The sequence below is a fragment of the Pelagerythrobacter marinus genome (assembly GCF_009827515.1).
Taxonomy (GTDB): Bacteria; Pseudomonadota; Alphaproteobacteria; order Sphingomonadales; family Sphingomonadaceae; genus Pelagerythrobacter; species Pelagerythrobacter marinus.
In genome coordinates this window covers 347,707-363,349 of the sequence record NZ_WTYO01000001.1, presented here as the reverse complement: position 1 = coordinate 363,349, position 15,643 = coordinate 347,707, and the positions used below count along the sequence as shown (strand labels likewise).

Genomic DNA, 15,643 nt, shown 5'->3' with positions numbered 1-15,643 from the left:
TCGTATCACTCCGCGGTATCGGGGATGTTGAAGCCCCTGACGACTTTCGCCGTCCCCGCCGTCACTTCCATCAGCGCGACCGGCACACCGCCGGATTTCGCGAGCAGGAGCCCGTCGGGATGGGGCATTCCGGAAAGGACCCGGCCCTGGCGGACCGCCTGCGCGCTTTCCGGATCGAGATCGTGGGCCGGGATACCGTCCAGCCCCGCCTCCAGCGGCAGGAGAAGGTCTTCAAGCCGCGCGCCCTTACCGATTTCGTTCAGCTTGTCCAGCGAAATCGCCTGATCCTGCGCGAACGGGCCGGCCTTCACGCGCCTCAAGTACGTGACGTGCCCCACCGTGCCAAGGGCGTGCGCGATGTCCCGTGCAAGGCTGCGGACGTACGTGCCTTTCGAAACGTGGGCGACCAGGGTGACGCTGTCGGCCAGCTCCAGCGGCGCGCGCGGATCGAACGGGTCGGGGCGCCCGGCCTCGGCCGCGAAGGCCGAACGCGGGGCGGCCTCCTCGCGCCCGTTCGCCAGCGACAGCGCGTGGACCGTGACCGTGCGCGTCTTCATCTCCACCGCCTCGCCCGCACGCGCGCGGTCGTAGGCGCGGCGGCCATCGACTTTCACCGCCGAATAGGCGGGCGGAACCTGCTCGATCTCGCCGGTGAAATGCTCGAGGATCGCCGCCACCGCGGCGATCGGCGGCCGGCGGCCCGACCGCGCGGTCACCTCCCCTTCGACATCGAGCGTGTCGGTTTCCTCCCCGAAGGCGATCGTGAACTCGTAGACCTTGCTGGCATCGAGCATTCGCCCGGCGAGCTTGGTCGCCTCGCCCAGCGCGATCGGCAGGACGCCTTCGGCCAGCGGATCGAGCGTGCCGCCGTGGCCGACCTTGGTTTTCGCATGGCCGCCCTCGCGCAAGTTGCGCTTGACCGCGCCGACCGCCTGGGTCGAACCGAGGCCGCGCGGCTTGTCGAGGATCAGCCAGCCCGAGGCCGGATGGCTGCCCGCGCGGTCAGCCACCGGCGATCCACAGCGCGAGCATCAGGTATTTCTCGCGCAGCCACTCGACCGGGGGCAGGACGACGTTCTCGATCACCCCGCTATCGGGGAAGGCCCAGGTGATCGCGATCAGCGCGATCAGCAGGAACATGCCGATCTGCTGCAGCCGCGCATATTGCGCCGCCATCGAGCGCGGCAGCAGCCCCTCGACGATATGCGACCCGTCGAAAGGCGGGATCGGCAGGAGGTTGAACAGCGCGAGGAAGATGTTGATGACGATGAAATAGTTGAGGCCGGTGACCAGCCATTCCATTGCACCGGCCGGCGGCGCGACGAGCGAGGCCGCGACCAGTCCCAGCACGACCGCGCCCACGGCGGCGAGCACCAGGTTCGTCCCCGGACCCGCCGCGGCCACGGCCATCATGCCGTAACGCGGGTTGTCCAGCCGGTCCTTGCGCACCGGGACCGGCTTGGCCCAGCCGAACACCGGGCCGCCGAACAGCGCCAGCGCGCCCGGCACGATCAGCGTGCCGACCGGGTCCACGTGGCGGATGGGGTTCAGCGACAGGCGCCGCTGCTCCTTCGCCGTCGGATCGCCCAGCGCCAGCGCGGTCCAGCCATGCGCGACCTCGTGAAAGACGATCGCGACGATCAGGCACGGGATCAGGATCGCGGCGAGGATCAGGGTTTCGGTCATGGCGGGCTAGATAGGGGCTGCGACGGCCAGGGCCAAGCGCGTCGGGCTGGCGCTCACGCGGCCAGCGCCTGCGAGAAGTGGCGGCGGCACAGCGCGACGTAGCGATCGTTGCCGCCGATTTCCGTCTGCGCGCCCTGCCGCACCGCCCCGCCCCCGGCATCGACCCGCAGGTTCATCGTCGCCTTGCGGCCGCAATGGCACACGGCTTTCAGCTCGATCAGGGCATCGGCGATCCCCAGCAGGACGACCGATCCCGGGAAGAGCTCGCCCTGGAAATCGGTCCGCAGGCCGTAACAGAGCACGGGAATGCCCGCCTCGTCCGCCAGGCGCGCGCATTGCCAGACCTGTTCGCGGGTCAGGAACTGCGCCTCGTCCACCAGCACGCAGCCGACCGGTTCGGCGCGGTGCGCGGCGGTCACGCGCTGCCACAAGTCGGTCTGCGCGTCGTAGCGGTGGGCGTCCGCGCCCAGCCCGATCCGGCTTTCGATCGCCTGCTGCCCGCCGCGGTCGTCGAGCGCGGCGGTCCACAACATCGTGTGCATCCCGCGCTCGCGATAGTTGAAATCGGCCTGCAGCAGGGTGGTCGATTTCCCCGCGTTCATGCTGGCGTAGTAGAAATAGAGCTTGGCCATGCCCGCTCGCTAGGCCGCCGCCGCCCGCCTGCCAATCGCGCGGCCGCGATTGCTCACAGTTCGAGCACCCAGTTCTCGCTCCGCTCCGGCTTGCCGAAATCGTCGTGCTCGTGCTCGCTGACCATCCGGTAGCCTTCGGAGGCATAGAGGCGGCGCGCGCTTTCCAGCACGGCGTGGGTCCACAGCACGATCCGGCGATAGCCGGCCTCGCGCGCGAAATCGCTGCACCGGCGCACCAGGGCGCGCCCGATACCGGTGCCGCGCGCCTCTTCCTCGACATAGAGCAACCGCAGCCGCGCGGTCGCGGCATCCTCCTCCACCAGGAAGACCGAGCCGAGCATCCGCCCGTCGCGCTCCGCGATCCAGCACTGTTCGCGCCCGGGCCTGAAATCGCGCAGGAAGGCGGCGGTGATCTCGCCGATCAGCGCCTCCATCCCGCGATCCCAGCCGTAAGCCCGGTGATAGAACATCGCCTGCCGCGCGGTGACGAGGCCCATGTCGCCGACCTCGAACGGCCGCAGGCGCCATTCGCCCGCACCGCCGGGAAAGAGCAGCGCCCCGGCTTCGCCCAGCCGGGCGCCCAGTTCGCGCGCCCGGTCGTCGCCCAGCGGGCGGATCAGGCGCGCCGCCCGGGCCGCCGTCTCGCGGTCGAGCGCGGTGAAGGCCGCCTGCCCGGCCTCGGTCAGCACCAGCGGCCGCTGGCGCGCATCGTCCCCCCGCCCCCGCTCCACGTGGCCGCGATCGATCATGCGGCGAACGATCCGGCTGAGATAGCCGGGATCGAGCCGCAGCGTGGCCGCGATATCGCGCGCGAGCACCGGCTGGCGCTGCGCGATCTCGTACAGCACGCGCGCCTCGACCAGCGACATCTCGCTGCCCATGTAGCGCGGTTCGAGCAGGCCCATGATCTGCGAGAAACCGCGGTTGAAAGCCCTGAGGCGGACGACGGTCTCGTCGATCGGCGAAAGTTCGGGGGAAGCCATGGCGCGATCGTGCCGATATTAGTTGCCATCGTCAACTAATATCGGCCGGCGGCTGGGGACCGCGCCGGTTAATCGGGGCGACATCGCCGCGCGGCGATGCTAGCGATCGGCGGAAGAGAGCGAGCAAGAGGATCGAGCAGTGGCAGACAACGCGGCAACCACCCCGGCGCAGAAGGGCATTCTCGGCTGGATCGAGCGAAGCGGCAACAAGCTGCCCGATCCGGTGTTCCTGTTCTTCTGGCTGATCGCGGGCCTCGTCGCGATCTCGGCGATCGCCAGCCTGCTCGGCTGGTCGGCGCTCCACCCGACCGAGGTGGACGAAGCGACTGGGCAGGCGCGGGTGATCGCCGCCACCAGCCTGCTCTCGCCCGAGAACATCCGTCGGCTGTGGGTCGAAATGCCCGCGACATTCACCCACTTCCACCCGCTCGGCTATGTCCTGGTGGTCATGCTGGGGGCCGGTGTCGCCGAACGGGCCGGGCTGTTCGGGACGGCGATGCGCGCGGGCGTGCGCAACGCGCCGACGTTCCTGCTCACCCCGATCGTGGCGCTGGTGGGCATGATCGGCAACCTCGCCGCCGATGCGGCCTACGTCGTGCTGATCCCGCTCGCCGGGATCATCTTCCACGCCGCGGGCCGGCACCCGGTGGCCGGGATCGCGGCCGCTTTCGCCGGCGTTTCGGGCGGCTTTTCGGCCAACCTCCTGCCCGGGCAGCTCGACGCGCTGCTGTTCGGCATTACCGAGGCTTCGGTCGAAACCGTGTTCGGCGATTTCACCGCCAACATTGCCGGCAACTGGTATTTCATCGCCGCGATGACGGGCGTCTTCCTGCCGGTGATCTGGTACGTCACCGATCGCGTGATCGAACCGCGCCTGGGCCCGTGGAATGCGGCCATGGCCGGACAGGGTGTCTCGCCCGAACAGCGCGGCGAGGCAGCCCCGGCCGTGAGCGACGAAGGCGATCGCGAGCTGACCGCGCCGGAGCGCCGGGGCCTGCGCATGGCCGGCCTCGCCGTGTTGTTCGTGGTCGGCCTGTGGCTGTTCTTCACCCTCGGCCCGGGCACCCCGCTGATCGACGAGACCGCAACGCCCGAAGCGCGGCTGACGCCGTTCTACCAGAGCCTGGTGGCCGGATTCTTCCTCCTGTTCCTGCTGGCAGGCTGGGCCTACGGCAAGGCGGCCGGGACGATCGACGATCACCGCGGGCTGGTGAAAATGATGGCCGGCGCGATGGAAGACCTCGCCTATTACCTCGTCCTCGCCTTCGCGGCGGCGCACTTCGTCGCGATGTTCGCCTGGTCGAACCTGGGCCTGATCCTCGCGGTCAACGGGGCCGACTTCCTCGGCAACTCGGGCCTGCCCTCGTGGGCCCTGCTCGGCGCGATCGTCGTCGTCGCGGCCGTGCTCAACATCTTCGTCGGCTCGGCCAGCGCGAAATGGGCGCTTCTCGCCCCGGTGCTGGTGCCGATGCTGATGCTGCTGGGGATCTCGCCCGAGATGGCGACTGCCGCCTACCGCGTGGGCGACGGGGCGACGAACATCATCACCCCGCTGATGGTCTATTTCCCGCTGATCCTGATCTTCTGCCAGCGCTGGCAGAAGGATTTCGGGCTCGGCAGCCTGGCCGCGACGATGCTGCCCTATTCGATCGGGCTGCTGCTGGCCGGCCTGGCCATGACGATCGGCTGGGTCATGCTCGACCTGCCGCTGGGGCCGGGCGCGGGCGTCTTCATCGAAAGCCCGGCGACGATCCAGCCGACCGGCCCGGCGATCGCGGAGTAAGGGCCCAGGGCGCGTCCGGCCCGCCGGCCGGACGCCCCCTGGGTCATTCGTCGCTTTCGTCGAGGTCGCGCGCGACTTTCGGGTCGTTCAGCAGGCGCTCGATCCGCGCGGCCTCGTCGAAGCTCTCGTCGGGCTGGAACTGCAGCCGGGGCGCGAACTTGAGGCCGAGGCGCCTGGCCACCTCGCGCTGGAAGAAGGCGGTGTTGGTCCGCAGCGCCTTGAGCACGGCAGCCTCGTCCTCGCCCAGCAGGGGCTTCACGTAAGCCTTGGCATTGCGCAAGTCGGGCGTCATCCGCACTTCGGTGACGCTGACCGAATGCGCGGTCAGCACCTCGTCGTGCGCCTCCCCGCGCGCGAGCAGTTCGGACAGGATATGCCGCACCCGCTCGCCCACCTTGAGCACGCGGACCGATTGCTGTTCGGGGGTCGATTGCTTTCCGGCCATGTCAGTCGCCTGTCATCCTCTATTCCCACCCTTCCATCCAGCGATGGAGCACCTTTTCCGCGCGATCGGCCAGCGTCGGGCCGAACCGCGCCGCGTCGGCCCGGATCGTGCGCGGATCGCCGCCGCTCGCCAGCAGCTCGGCGCTATGCCCGACCAACCATGCCTCGATCTCCGCGGCATCGGCTTCGAGATGGCATTGCAGGCCCAGCACCCGCGAGCCGATGGCGAAGGCCTGGTGCGGGCAACGTTCGCTCGCGGCGAGCAGCGTCGCGCCTTCGGGCACCTCGAACTGGTCGCCGTGCCAGTGCAGCACCGGCCACCCTTCCAGGCACTGCAGCGGCGAGGCCGCGCCCGCATCGGTCAGCGTGAGCGGGCCGAAGCCGATTTCCTTTTCCGCCATCGGCGAAACGCCCGCCCCCAGCGCCCGGGCCAGGAGCTGCGCGCCCAGGCAGATGCCCAGCAGCGGCCGCCGCGACGCGAGCCGCCGTTCGATCAGCGCCACCTCGCCGGCCAGGAACGGATAATGCGCGTCGTCGAAGGCACCGATCGGCGCGCCGAGCACGACCAGGAGATCGGGCTCGGCCGCATCGATCGACGCAAGATCGGCCCGGGCCGGATCGCGATAGGCGATTTCGAACCCGCGCCGTTCCAGCGCGCCGTGCCACACGCCGAGATGCTCGAAGCCCAGGTGGCGTATGGCGAGAACCGACGGCATACCTTACCCCCTGCGACGATCGACCCGGCGGCGCGGGCGGGCGACGCCGCGCCCGCCCCTGGCGTTACAGGGTCCGTTCGCGCTCTTCCACTTCGAACACCTCGAGCTGGTCGCCCGGCTTGATGTCGTTCGTGTCGGCCAGGACCACGCCGCATTCGAGACCCGCGCGGACTTCGTCCACGTCGTCCTTGAAGCGCCGCAGCGAGGCGATGGTGGTCGCGCTGACGATGACATCTTCGCGCGTGAGGCGCGCGTGGAGCCCCTTGCGGATGACGCCTTCCTCGACCAGCAGGCCGGCCGCCTTGTCCTTCTTGCCCGAACGGAACACTTCCTTGACCGCGGCCCGGCCGACGACGGTTTCGATCCGCTCCGGCCCCAGTTCGCCCGCCATCTCCTTCGCGATTTCCTCGGTCAGGTGATAGATGACGTCGTAGTACATCATCCGCACGTCATCGCGCTTCACCAGTTCGCGCGCCTTGGCATTGGGGCGCACGTTGAAGCCGATGATCGGCGCCTTCGACGCGGCCGCGAGCTGAACGTCGCTCTCGGTAATCGCGCCGACGCCGGCGTGGAGCACGCGGACCTTGATTTCGTCGTTCGAGAGGTTGTGCAGCGCCGAGTTGATCGCCTCCACGCTGCCCTGCACGTCCGCCTTGACCAGGACCGGGTACTCGATGACGTTCGACTGGAGGTTGTTGAACATCGTGTCGAAGCTGGTCGGCGCGAGCGCGGTGCGCTTCTCGGTCGCCTTCTCCTGGCGATACTGGCTCACCTCGCGGGCGCGCTGCTCGTTCTCGACCACGGTCAGCTGGTCGCCCGCCATCGGCACGCCGCCGAGGCCGAGGACCTCGACCGGCATCGAGGGGCCGGCTTCCTTGATCTGCTTGCCCTGGTCGTTGACGATCGCGCGCACGCGGCCGCTCTCGGTCCCGACCACGAACGTGTCGCCCCGCTTCAGCGTGCCGCGGGTGACGAGCACGGTCGCGACCGGGCCGCGGCCCTTGTCGAGCTGCGCCTCGATCACCGTCGCATCGGCCGGGCGGTCGGGGTTCGCCTTCAGCTCCAGCAGTTCGGCCTGGAGCGCGATCTTTTCCAGCAGCTCGTCGAGCCCGGTGCCCTTGAGCGCCGAGATCTCCACGTCCTGCACGTCGCCCGACAGGGCCTCGACGATCACCTCGTGCTCCAGCAGGCGCTCGCGCACGCGCTGGGGATTGGCGTCTTCCTTGTCCACCTTGTTGATCGCGACGATCATCGGGACGCCGGCGGCCTTGGTGTGATTGATGGCCTCGACCGTCTGCGGCATGATCCCGTCGTCGGCGGCCACGACCAGCACGACGATGTCGGTCACGTTGGCGCCGCGCGCGCGCATCTCGGTGAACGCGGCGTGGCCCGGCGTGTCGAGGAAGGTGATCGCGTCACCGCCCTTGGTCTTCACCTGGTAACTGCCGATGTGCTGCGTGATGCCGCCGGCTTCGCCGCGCACGACATTGGTCCCGCGCAGCGCGTCGAGCAGGCTGGTCTTGCCGTGATCGACATGGCCCATGATGGTGACCACCGGCGGGCGCGGCTTCAGCGTCTCTTCCGGGTCCTTGTCGGAACTGGTGTCGATATCGACATCGCTTTCCGAAACGCGCTTGATGTTGTGGCCGAACTCCTCGACCAGCAGCTCCGCCGTGTCCTGGTCGATCGTCTGGTTGACGGTGACCATCATGCCCATGTTGAACAGGGCCTTCACCAGGTCGGCGCCCTTTTCGGCCATGCGGTTGGCGAGTTCCTGGACGGTGATCGCCTCGGGCACGACGACGTCGCGCGACTGCTTCTCGCGCGGCTTCGACGGGCCGCCCTGGAGGCGGCGTTCCTTCTCGCGCGCACGCTTGAGCGCGGCGAGCGAGCGCGCGCGGCGCCCCTCGTCCTCGTTCAGCGCCTTGGTCACCGTCAGGCGGCCCGAGCGGCGCTTCTCCGAACGTTCGGTGCCGGCGCGCTTGTCGTCCTTCTTCTTCTTTTCGGGCTTCTTCGGTTCGGGCCGGGCGACCGGGGTGAAGCGGCGCGGGGCCGGTGCGGCAGGCGCCTTGGCCGCGCCGCCGGCCGGGGCCGGGGCATCGGCGGCGGAGGCATCGGCGGCGGGGGCCGGCTCGGCTTCCTTCGCCTCTTCCTTCGTCTCGGCAGCTTTCTGCGCGGCTTCCTGCTCCGCGCGCTCGGCCGCCTTGCGCTTTTCCTCGGCGCGCTGCTTTTCCTCTTCGGCCGCCTTGCGGGCCGCCTCTTCCTCGCGCCGGCGGGCCTCTTCGGCCAGGCGCAGGCGCTCTTCCTCCGCCTCGCGCTGGAGACGCGCGACGCGTTCCTGCGGCGTTTCACCCGGCGGGGCGGCCTTCTTCGGCGCAGGCTTCTTCTCCGCCGCGGGCGGCGGCGGGGGAGGCGGCGGCGGCGGGGGAGACGGCGGCGGGGGCGGCGCGGCCTCGCCCGGCTTGACGAGCTTGCGGCGGCGCTTGACCTCGACCGCGACCTTGTTGGTCCGCCCGTGGCTGAAGGTCTGCTTGACCTCGCCCGCGTCCACCGACCGTTTCAGGCCGAGCGGCTTGCGGGGGCGTTTGTCGTCACTGTCGCTCATAAAACTCGTCTATCCTTCAATCTCGATATGCTCGTCCCCGGGTGCGACCGTGGACCCCGGCGCCCCGGGCAAGCCCGGCGCACCGTCATGTTCGGCGGGTGCAAGGCCCCTGAAATGCAGCAGGCGCGCCAGGATCGAGCCGATCCGATCGGCCGCGGCCGCGTCGGCCAGCGCCAGGTGGACAACATTGTCGCGGCCCAATGCCACAGACAGCGCCGCCCGGTCCAGTGGCAAGCGAATGCCCCTCTCCCCGCTACCTTCGGCATCGCGCCCGACCCGCCAGGCCTGGTCGAGCTTTCGCGACCCGTCCTCGCTGGCGTCGGCAGCATGGAGCAGCAGCGCGACCCGTCCGGCGCGCGCGTGTTCGGCAATGCGGTCGGACCCCAAGATAAGGTGTCCGCCGCGCATTTCGAGTCCCAGCCGGTCGAGCAGGACCCGCTCCAGCGCGGCATCGATCCTGTCGGGCAGGTCCGCCGGCACGGTCAGCGCCGCGCCCCGGAACGCGCGCGCCAGCGCGCCGCGCAGGCGGCCGCCGGCGATCGCCTGTTCCAGCGCCGCGCGCGGAACGCCGATCCAGGCCCCCCGCCCCGGCGCGCGCGCCAGCGGATCGGGCAGGACCTGGCCGTCGGGCGCGATCGCCAGGCGCACCAGCGCGTGGCGCGCGCCGTGCTCCCCGGAGAGGATGCAGCGCCGCTCCGGCGCGGAACGGTCCGCGCCGCCGGCTCCGGCGATGTCGGGGGTCAGGCGCTCATTGTTCGGAGTCCGCATCGGCGGCCTCCTCGGTGGCGGGCTCTTCGGCCGGGGCGGCCGATTCCTCGTTCTCGACCTCCGGCGCGGCGGGTTCCTCGTCCTCGAACCAGTGCGCGCGCGCGGCCATGATGATCTCGTTGCCCTGCTCTTCGCTCAGGCCGTATTCGCCCAGCACGCCGCCCTTGTCCTGCTCGCGCGCGGAAGGGCGCCGCATCGGCGGACCGTCGGCATTGTTGCGGCGGCGCGGGGCCTCGCGCTTCTTCTGGATCAGCTCGTCGGTGGCGAGATCGGCCAGGTCGTCGAGCGTCTTGATCCCCGCCTTGCCCAGCGTGACCAGCATGGCCTCGGTCAGGTGCGGCAATTCGGCCAGGTCGTCCTCGACGCCCAGCTCGCGGCGCTCGGCGCGGGCCGCTTCCTCGTGCCGCTCGATCGCCTCGAGCGCACGGCTCTGCAGTTCCTCGGCCAGCTCCTCGTCGAAGCCCTCGATCGAGGCCAGCTCGGCCAGCTCGACATAGGCAACCTCGTCCAGCTCGGCGAAGCCTTCGGCGACGAGCAGCTGCGAAAGCGTCTCGTCCACGTCGAGCTCTTCCTCGAACATCTTGGAGCGTTCGGCGAATTCCTTCTGCCGCTTCTCCGAGGCCTCTTCCTCGGTCATGATGTCGATCTGGTGCCCGGTGAGCTGGCTCGCCAGGCGCACGTTCTGGCCGCGGCGGCCGATCGCCAGGCTCAGCTGGTCGTCGGGCACGACGACCTCGATCCGCCCCTCGTCCTCGTCGAGGACGACGCGGCTGACCGTGGCGGGCTGGAGGCCGTTGACGACGAACGTCGCGGTGTCCTCGCTCCAGGGAATGATGTCGATCTTCTCGCCCTGCAGTTCCTGCACGACCGCCTGGACGCGGCTGCCCTTCATGCCGACGCAGGCGCCGACCGGGTCGATCGAGCTGTCATGGCTGATCACGCCGATCTTGGCGCGGCTGCCCGGGTCGCGGGCGGCGGCCTTGATCTCGATGATGCCGTCGTAGATCTCGGGCACTTCCTGCGCGAACAGCTTCTTCATGAAGTCGGGATGCGCGCGGCTGAGGAAGATCTGCGGGCCGCGGTTGTTGCGTTCGACCTTGGTGATCAGCGCGCGCACGCGCTCGCCGACGCGCGCGGCCTCGCGCGGGATCTGCTGGTCGCGGCGGATGACGCCCTCGGCGCGGCCGAGGTTGACGATCACGTGGCCGAATTCGACCGACTTGATCACGCCGGTGATGACTTCGCCCGCGCGGTCCTTGAATTCCTCGTACTGGCGCTCGCGCTCCGCATCGCGGACCTTCTGGAAGATCACCTGCTTCGCGCTCTGTGCGTCGATGCGGCCGAGGTCGACCGGCGGCAGCGGATCGACGATGAAGTCGCCCAGCTTGGCATCCTGGTCCAGCTTCTGCGCCTGGGCCAGGTCGACCTGCTTGAAGTAGTCCTCGACTTCCTCGACCACCTCGACCACGCGCCACAGGCGCAGGTCGCCGGTCTGCGGGTCGAGCTTGGCCCGGATGTCGTTCTCCGCGCCGTACCGGTTGCGCGCGCTCTTCTGGATCGCCTCTTCCATCGCCTCGATGACGATCGCCTTGTCGATCATCTTCTCGGAGGCGACTGCATTCGCGATCGCGAGCAGCTCGGCCTTGTTGGCGGAAATTGCACTGGCCATCAGTCGTCAGCCTTCTCTTTGCTTTCGTCTTGCGGGATTTCTTCGATTTCGTCCGCCCCCGACGCGTCGAGCGGGCGGGTCGCGGCGATCAGCTCGTCGGTCAGGACCAGCTTGGCCGAATGGATTGCCTCCAGCGGCACCGCCACGCGGCCCGCCTTGCGGTCGTCGATCAGGGCCTTGCCCCCTTCGAACCCGGCCAGCGGCCCGCGCAAGTTGCGGTGGCCGTCGACCTTCTCGGCCAGGACGATCTTCGCCTCGTGGCCGACCCATTGGGAAAAGTCCTTCGCCCGGGTCAGCGGCCGGTCGATCCCGGGCGAACTGACCTCGAGGTGATAGGCGCCTTCGACCAGGACTTCGCCCTCGTCCTCCAGCGCGTCGAGCCGGTCGGAGATGCGGCGCGAAAGCGCGGCGCACTGGTCGAGCACGAGCTGTCCGGTCGCCGGGTCCTCGGCCATGACCTGGAGCGCCTGCCCGCCCTCGCCGGCTTCGGAAGCGACCATCTTCACGCGCACCAGCTCGAAACCGAGCGCGCGCGCTTCGGGTTCGATGATCTGTGCCAGGCGCACGAGGTCTGCCATTCGCTCTCCGTTCTGCACGACGCTTGCGACACGGCTTCCGGGTGCCGGCCCCTCGCGGCGCCAGCCCCTCCAGTGTCGCGACAATGTCGGGATGAAGGGGCAGATAGACGCGGCGCCCGCCTTTTGCAACTCGATTCGACATTGCGCCCGCGCGCGCGTTTGACAGGCCCCGTGCAAGGTGACAGCTTCCGGGAATGGCGACCGGATATTTCCGACACCTCGGGGGACAGCTTCTCGCGGGCATCTAGCCCCGGGACGGGTGCGTGCATGCCCCGGCCCCGGGGCCAGGCCTGCATTTTCCCATTATCCGGCGCCGCTTCGCGCCCAGCGAAAGTTTCGATCCATGACCTCCACGAAGGCCGCCGTGCGGCCACCCATCACGCTCGCCGAAAGCGAAGCGGACACCCTCGCAGACCTGGCCCTGGCGATGCAGGGCCGGCAACCCGAAGTCAGCCGTCTCCTGCTGGAAGAGATCGACCGGGCGCAGACCGTTCCCGCGGGCCGGGTGCCGCGCGATGTCGTCACGATGGGCTCCACCGTCGTGTTCGTGGTGCGCGAAACCGGCGAGCGGAGGACGATCACGCTCGTCTATCCCGGCGAGGCGGACATTTCGCAGGGGCGCCTGTCGATCCTCACCCCGGTCGGCGCCGGCCTGCTCGGCCTGCGCGTGGGACAGGAAATCAGCTGGCCGGACCGCAGCGGGGAGGACCGCCTGCTGGCGATCGAAAGCGTCGATCGCCCGGGGTGACTAGTCGCCCGCGCCGGCGCGTTCGCCCAGCCCGTGCTTGCGGATGCAGTGGCGCAGCTGGTCGTATGTCAGGCCCAGCGCCTTGGCCGTCTGGCGCTGGTTCCAGCGATGCCGGCCCAGCGCGTGTTCGACGATGCGCCGTTCGTGGGCATCGACCTCGGCGCGCAAGTCGTCGATCGCGTCGAGATCGGTGCCCGCCGCGGCCGATGCCGGGGCGGATGCCGGGGCGCCCTGCCCCTTGCCCTTACCCTGGCCCTGGCCCTGCCCCAGACTATCGCGCTCCGCCCGCCGGGTCGCCGGCTCGAACGGCTTCCACGGGCTGTCGAAGGGGTCGAACTGGACATGGCCGATCGGCTCCTGCCAGTCTTCCCACCGGTAGACCGCGCGCTCGACCACGTTGCGCAGTTCGCGCACGTTGCCCGGCCAGGGATAGTCCTCCAGCTGGCGCGCGACGTGGTCGGCGAAGCCGGGCCAGCCGTCCCAGTGAAGCTCGGCCGCCATGCGCCGGCCGAAATACTCGGCCAGGACCTCGACGTCGCCCTCGCGCACGCGCAGCGGCGGCAGGGTGATGACCTCGAAGCTCAGCCGGTCGAGCAGGTCGGCGCGGAACTCGCCCCGCTCGGCCAGCGCGGGCAGGTCCTCGTTGGTCGCGGCGACGATCCGCACGTCCACCCGCACCGGGCGGCTCGCGCCGATCCGGGTGACTTCGCCATATTCGACCGCGCGCAGCAGCCGTTCCTGCGCCGCCATCGACAGCGTGCCCAGTTCGTCGAGAAACAACGTGCCTTTGTCGGCTTCCTCGAACCGGCCCGGCCGCGCCCTGGTAGCCCCGGTGAAGGCCCCCGCCTCGTGGCCGAACAGCTCCGCCTCGATCAGCGTTTCGGGCAGGGCGGCGCAGTTCATGGTGACGAGCGGTTCGTCCCACCGGGTGGACAGGCGATGGAGACGTTCGGCGATGAGTTCCTTGCCCGTGCCGCGTTCGCCGATCACCAGCACCGGCCGGCGCATCGGGGCCGCGCGGCTGGCGCGCTCGACCGCGTCGAGAAAGGCGCCGGACTGGCCGATGAACTGGTTTTCGCGATCCACGACCCAACCTATAGTGAATTTCGCCGATAGTTGGCAAGATACGCCGATCAGATTTTTTGCGCTATCTTGCAATCCATTGATAATACGTCACTTTCCGAAACTGGCACACCCCTTGCTGATTGGTGAACGAAACCGATCCAGGGAGGACCCACACGATGTACGACCGCCGCTTCTTCCAGAGCAAGCTGGGACAGGCTTCCATCGCCAGCATCGCCGCGATGGCCCTGTTCGTGGCGCTCAGCGGCCAGATGCAGGCGACGCCGGCAATGGCCGCGACGATCGGCTGCGAACAGGTTGAGCTGGCGTGAGCAAGCCGACCGATCTCGATACCGGCAGGTCCACCCCCCTTGGGCCGGAGCGCGACACCCCCCAGTCCCCGCACGCTTCGGCCCATAACCGCCCCTCGCGCCTCGACGAGGAGGTCGAGCGCCTGCGCACCAGCCCCACCCCGACGCAGGGCCGCCCCACGCGCGAACGCACCACCAGCGAACGCCCGACCCAGGGCCGCTCGCACGCCCGGGCCGGCGGCGGCTGGTCGGGCGACTTCAATTTCAACGGAGCACCTTTGATGGGCATATTCAGCCGTACCCGCGATATCATCGCCGCCAATTTCAACGACATGCTCGACAAGGCCGACGACCCGGCCAAGATGATCCGCATGATCATCCTCGAGATGGAGGAAACCCTGGTCGAAGTCCGCGCCAGCGCGGCGCGCACGATCGCGGACCAGAAGGAGATGCATCGCCACACGGTCAAGCTCGAACGGCTCCAGGCCGACTGGGCGGAGAAGGCGCAGCTCGCGCTCAGCAAGGATCGCGAGGACCTGGCCCGCGCCGCCCTGGTCGAGAAGAAGAAGGCGGCCGACATGGCCGAGCAGCTGAAGCAGGAAATCGCCGTGCTCGACGATGCCCTGCGCGCTTACGAGCAGGATATCGCCAAGCTGCAGCATCGCCTGCGCGAGGCCCGCAGCCGCCAGACCGCGATCGCCGCGCGCCTCGAAAGCGCGGAGAACCGCGTCAAGCTGCGCACGCTGATGAGCACCGAGCGCACCGACGAGGCATTGAGCCGCTTCGACCAGCTCGAACGCCGGGTCGATTACGCCGAGGGCCGCGCCGACGCGCTTTCGCTGTCCGACGACAGCGGCCAGCTCTCGCTCGCCGACGAGATCGCCGCGCTCGAAGGGTCGGACAAGGTCGACGAGGAACTGGAAGCGATGAAGCGCGCGCTGGGCAAGAAGGCCGGCGGCAGCGACGCCGGAAAGGAGGACTGATCGATGGAAGAGCTGATCATCATTCCCGCGATCTTCATCGCGCTGCCGTGGATCATCCTCCACTATATCACCAAGTGGAAAACATCCGCCACGATCACCAGCGACGACGAGGCCCTGCTGGAAGAACTCTACAGCCTCGCCAAGCGGCTCGACGAGCGGATGGACACGGTCGAGCGCCTGGTCGCCAGCGACAACCCCGATTTCAAGCCCGCCCGGCTGGTCCACGACCGCGAGATCGACAACGAGAAACTGCGCGAGCTGGATCGCCTGCTCGCCGAGAAGAAGGGAGCCCACCAGTGAACAGCCCGCGCACCACGCTTTACCGCGACAAGCAGAACGCCAAGTTGATGGGGGTCTGCTCGGGCATTGCCGACTACACCGGCGTCAATGCCTTCTGGGTCCGGCTGGGCTTCCTGGGCCTGACCTTCTTCGCCGGCGGCATGACGATCCCGTTCTACTTCCTCGCCGGCATCCTGCTGAACAAGAAGCCGCCGCACCTCTACGTCGATCGCGAGGAACAGCAGTACTGGCAGCGCGTGCGGCAGAGCCCGAAGCGCACCGCGCGCGAGATCCGCGCCCGGATGCGCGACATCGATCGCCGCCTGGCCGAGGTCGAGACGTACTACGTCTCTTCCAACCCGCGCCTCACCGCCGAGATCGAGCGGCTGCGCTGAA

17 protein-coding genes are annotated in these 15,643 nt (G+C 69.2%); 6 read left to right on the top strand and 11 right to left on the bottom strand.

The genetic code is table 11. The features are described from left to right. Positions 1–5: 5 nt before the first annotated feature. Genes truB through GRI72_RS01640 form a run of 4 tightly spaced genes read right to left on the bottom strand, consistent with a single transcriptional unit; the run spans position 6 to position 3,301 of the window. Positions 6–1,010 carry a tRNA pseudouridine(55) synthase TruB gene (gene truB / locus GRI72_RS01655; RefSeq protein WP_160732184.1) on the bottom strand — a complete coding sequence of 335 codons (1,005 nt, stop codon included), beginning with the start codon at positions 1,008–1,010 and terminating at the stop codon, positions 6–8. Further along, entirely contained in the window at positions 1,003–1,686 is a 684-nt protein-coding gene (locus tag GRI72_RS01650; RefSeq protein ID WP_160732183.1) for a site-2 protease family protein, read from the bottom strand. Before GRI72_RS01650 ends, truB begins: the two co-directional genes overlap by 8 nt. 53 nt (positions 1,687–1,739) lie before the next feature. After that, positions 1,740–2,318, bottom strand: a complete 579-nt coding sequence (locus GRI72_RS01645; RefSeq protein WP_160732182.1) for a thymidine kinase — start codon at positions 2,316–2,318, stop codon at positions 1,740–1,742. A gap of 53 nt (positions 2,319–2,371) precedes the next feature. Continuing rightward, positions 2,372–3,301 carry a bifunctional helix-turn-helix transcriptional regulator/GNAT family N-acetyltransferase gene (locus tag GRI72_RS01640; RefSeq protein WP_160732181.1) on the bottom strand — a complete coding sequence of 310 codons (930 nt, stop codon included), beginning with the start codon at positions 3,299–3,301 and terminating at the stop codon, positions 2,372–2,374. Between the two features lie 139 nt (positions 3,302–3,440). Between GRI72_RS01640 and GRI72_RS01635 the strand changes: the two genes are divergently transcribed. Continuing rightward, entirely contained in the window at positions 3,441–5,084 is a 1,644-nt protein-coding gene (locus GRI72_RS01635; protein ID WP_160732180.1) for an AbgT family transporter, read from the top strand. A 43-nt stretch (positions 5,085–5,127) separates the two neighbouring features. Here the strand turns inward: GRI72_RS01635 and rbfA are convergent, their stop codons facing one another. The 6 genes from rbfA to rimP all read right to left on the bottom strand — a co-directional run bounded on the left by rbfA (position 5,128) and on the right by rimP (position 11,864). Next, positions 5,128–5,529: a 30S ribosome-binding factor RbfA gene (rbfA, locus tag GRI72_RS01630; RefSeq protein ID WP_160732179.1), complete on the bottom strand. Its 402-nt coding sequence runs from the start codon at positions 5,527–5,529 to the stop codon at positions 5,128–5,130. 19 nt (positions 5,530–5,548) lie between these two features. After that, a complete protein-coding gene (locus GRI72_RS01625) occupies positions 5,549–6,244 on the bottom strand; it encodes a glutamine amidotransferase (protein ID WP_160732178.1) in 696 nt (231 codons plus the stop codon). A 64-nt stretch (positions 6,245–6,308) separates the two neighbouring features. Next, positions 6,309–8,849 carry a translation initiation factor IF-2 gene (gene infB / locus GRI72_RS01620; protein ID WP_160732177.1) on the bottom strand — a complete coding sequence of 847 codons (2,541 nt, stop codon included), beginning with the start codon at positions 8,847–8,849 and terminating at the stop codon, positions 6,309–6,311. Positions 8,850–8,858: 9 nt separating this feature from the next. Further along, a complete protein-coding gene (locus GRI72_RS01615; protein ID WP_160732176.1) occupies positions 8,859–9,617 on the bottom strand; it encodes a DUF448 domain-containing protein in 759 nt (252 codons plus the stop codon). Further along, on the bottom strand, positions 9,598–11,286 hold the full coding sequence (gene nusA / locus GRI72_RS01610; RefSeq protein WP_160732175.1) for a transcription termination factor NusA: 1,689 nt from the start codon (positions 11,284–11,286) through the stop codon (positions 9,598–9,600). The genes GRI72_RS01615 and nusA overlap by 20 nt, the downstream gene beginning before the upstream one ends. Next, the gene (gene rimP / locus GRI72_RS01605; RefSeq protein WP_160732174.1) at positions 11,286–11,864 is read right to left on the bottom strand and encodes a ribosome maturation protein RimP; all 579 of its coding nucleotides are present in this window, start codon (positions 11,862–11,864) and stop codon (positions 11,286–11,288) included. The genes nusA and rimP overlap by 1 nt, the downstream gene beginning before the upstream one ends. Positions 11,865–12,207: 343 nt before the next feature. Between rimP and rnk the strand changes: the two genes are divergently transcribed. Next, positions 12,208–12,612, top strand: coding sequence for a nucleoside diphosphate kinase regulator (gene rnk / locus GRI72_RS01600; protein WP_160732173.1), 405 nt, complete (start codon positions 12,208–12,210; stop codon positions 12,610–12,612). Here the strand turns inward: rnk and pspF are convergent, their stop codons facing one another. Continuing rightward, positions 12,613–13,698 carry a phage shock protein operon transcriptional activator gene (gene pspF, locus GRI72_RS01595; protein ID WP_160732172.1) on the bottom strand — a complete coding sequence of 362 codons (1,086 nt, stop codon included), beginning with the start codon at positions 13,696–13,698 and terminating at the stop codon, positions 12,613–12,615. 155 nt (positions 13,699–13,853) lie between these two features. Here pspF and GRI72_RS14520 point away from each other — a divergent pair, with 155 nt between their 5' ends. The 4 genes from GRI72_RS14520 to pspC are packed head-to-tail and all read left to right on the top strand — an operon-like array spanning position 13,854 to position 15,642. After that, positions 13,854–14,006 (top strand): hypothetical protein, encoded by a 153-nt coding sequence (locus tag GRI72_RS14520; protein WP_202388876.1) that lies wholly within the window; start codon positions 13,854–13,856, stop codon positions 14,004–14,006. After that, entirely contained in the window at positions 14,003–14,968 is a 966-nt protein-coding gene (pspA, locus tag GRI72_RS01590) for a phage shock protein PspA (RefSeq protein WP_419880230.1), read from the top strand. The genes GRI72_RS14520 and pspA overlap by 4 nt, the downstream gene beginning before the upstream one ends. A gap of 3 nt (positions 14,969–14,971) precedes the next feature. Beyond that, positions 14,972–15,268 carry an envelope stress response membrane protein PspB gene (pspB, locus tag GRI72_RS01585; protein ID WP_160732171.1) on the top strand — a complete coding sequence of 99 codons (297 nt, stop codon included), beginning with the start codon at positions 14,972–14,974 and terminating at the stop codon, positions 15,266–15,268. Continuing rightward, a complete protein-coding gene (gene pspC / locus GRI72_RS01580; protein WP_160732170.1) occupies positions 15,265–15,642 on the top strand; it encodes an envelope stress response membrane protein PspC in 378 nt (125 codons plus the stop codon). The genes pspB and pspC overlap by 4 nt, the downstream gene beginning before the upstream one ends. The last annotated feature ends 1 nt before the right edge of the window (position 15,643 follow it).

Excerpts from the sequence above, each read along its gene's own strand:
- GRI72_RS01650 (WP_160732183.1), bottom strand. The coding sequence starts at position 1,686 with ATGACCGAAACCCTGATCCTCGCCGCGATCCTGATCCCGTGCCTGATC.
- GRI72_RS01645 (WP_160732182.1), bottom strand. The coding sequence starts at position 2,318 with ATGGCCAAGCTCTATTTCTACTACGCCAGCATGAACGCGGGGAAATCG.
- GRI72_RS01640 (WP_160732181.1), bottom strand. The coding sequence starts at position 3,301 with ATGGCTTCCCCCGAACTTTCGCCGATCGACGAGACCGTCGTCCGCCTC.
- rbfA (WP_160732179.1), bottom strand. The coding sequence starts at position 5,529 with ATGGCCGGAAAGCAATCGACCCCCGAACAGCAATCGGTCCGCGTGCTC.
- GRI72_RS01625 (WP_160732178.1), bottom strand. The coding sequence starts at position 6,244 with ATGCCGTCGGTTCTCGCCATACGCCACCTGGGCTTCGAGCATCTCGGC.
- infB (WP_160732177.1), bottom strand. The coding sequence starts at position 8,849 with ATGAGCGACAGTGACGACAAACGCCCCCGCAAGCCGCTCGGCCTGAAA.
- GRI72_RS01615 (WP_160732176.1), bottom strand. The coding sequence starts at position 9,617 with ATGCGGACTCCGAACAATGAGCGCCTGACCCCCGACATCGCCGGAGCC.
- nusA (WP_160732175.1), bottom strand. The coding sequence starts at position 11,286 with ATGGCCAGTGCAATTTCCGCCAACAAGGCCGAGCTGCTCGCGATCGCG.
- rimP (WP_160732174.1), bottom strand. The coding sequence starts at position 11,864 with ATGGCAGACCTCGTGCGCCTGGCACAGATCATCGAACCCGAAGCGCGC.
- rnk (WP_160732173.1), top strand. The coding sequence starts at position 12,208 with ATGACCTCCACGAAGGCCGCCGTGCGGCCACCCATCACGCTCGCCGAA.
- GRI72_RS14520 (WP_202388876.1), top strand. The coding sequence starts at position 13,854 with ATGTACGACCGCCGCTTCTTCCAGAGCAAGCTGGGACAGGCTTCCATC.
- pspB (WP_160732171.1), top strand. The coding sequence starts at position 14,972 with ATGGAAGAGCTGATCATCATTCCCGCGATCTTCATCGCGCTGCCGTGG.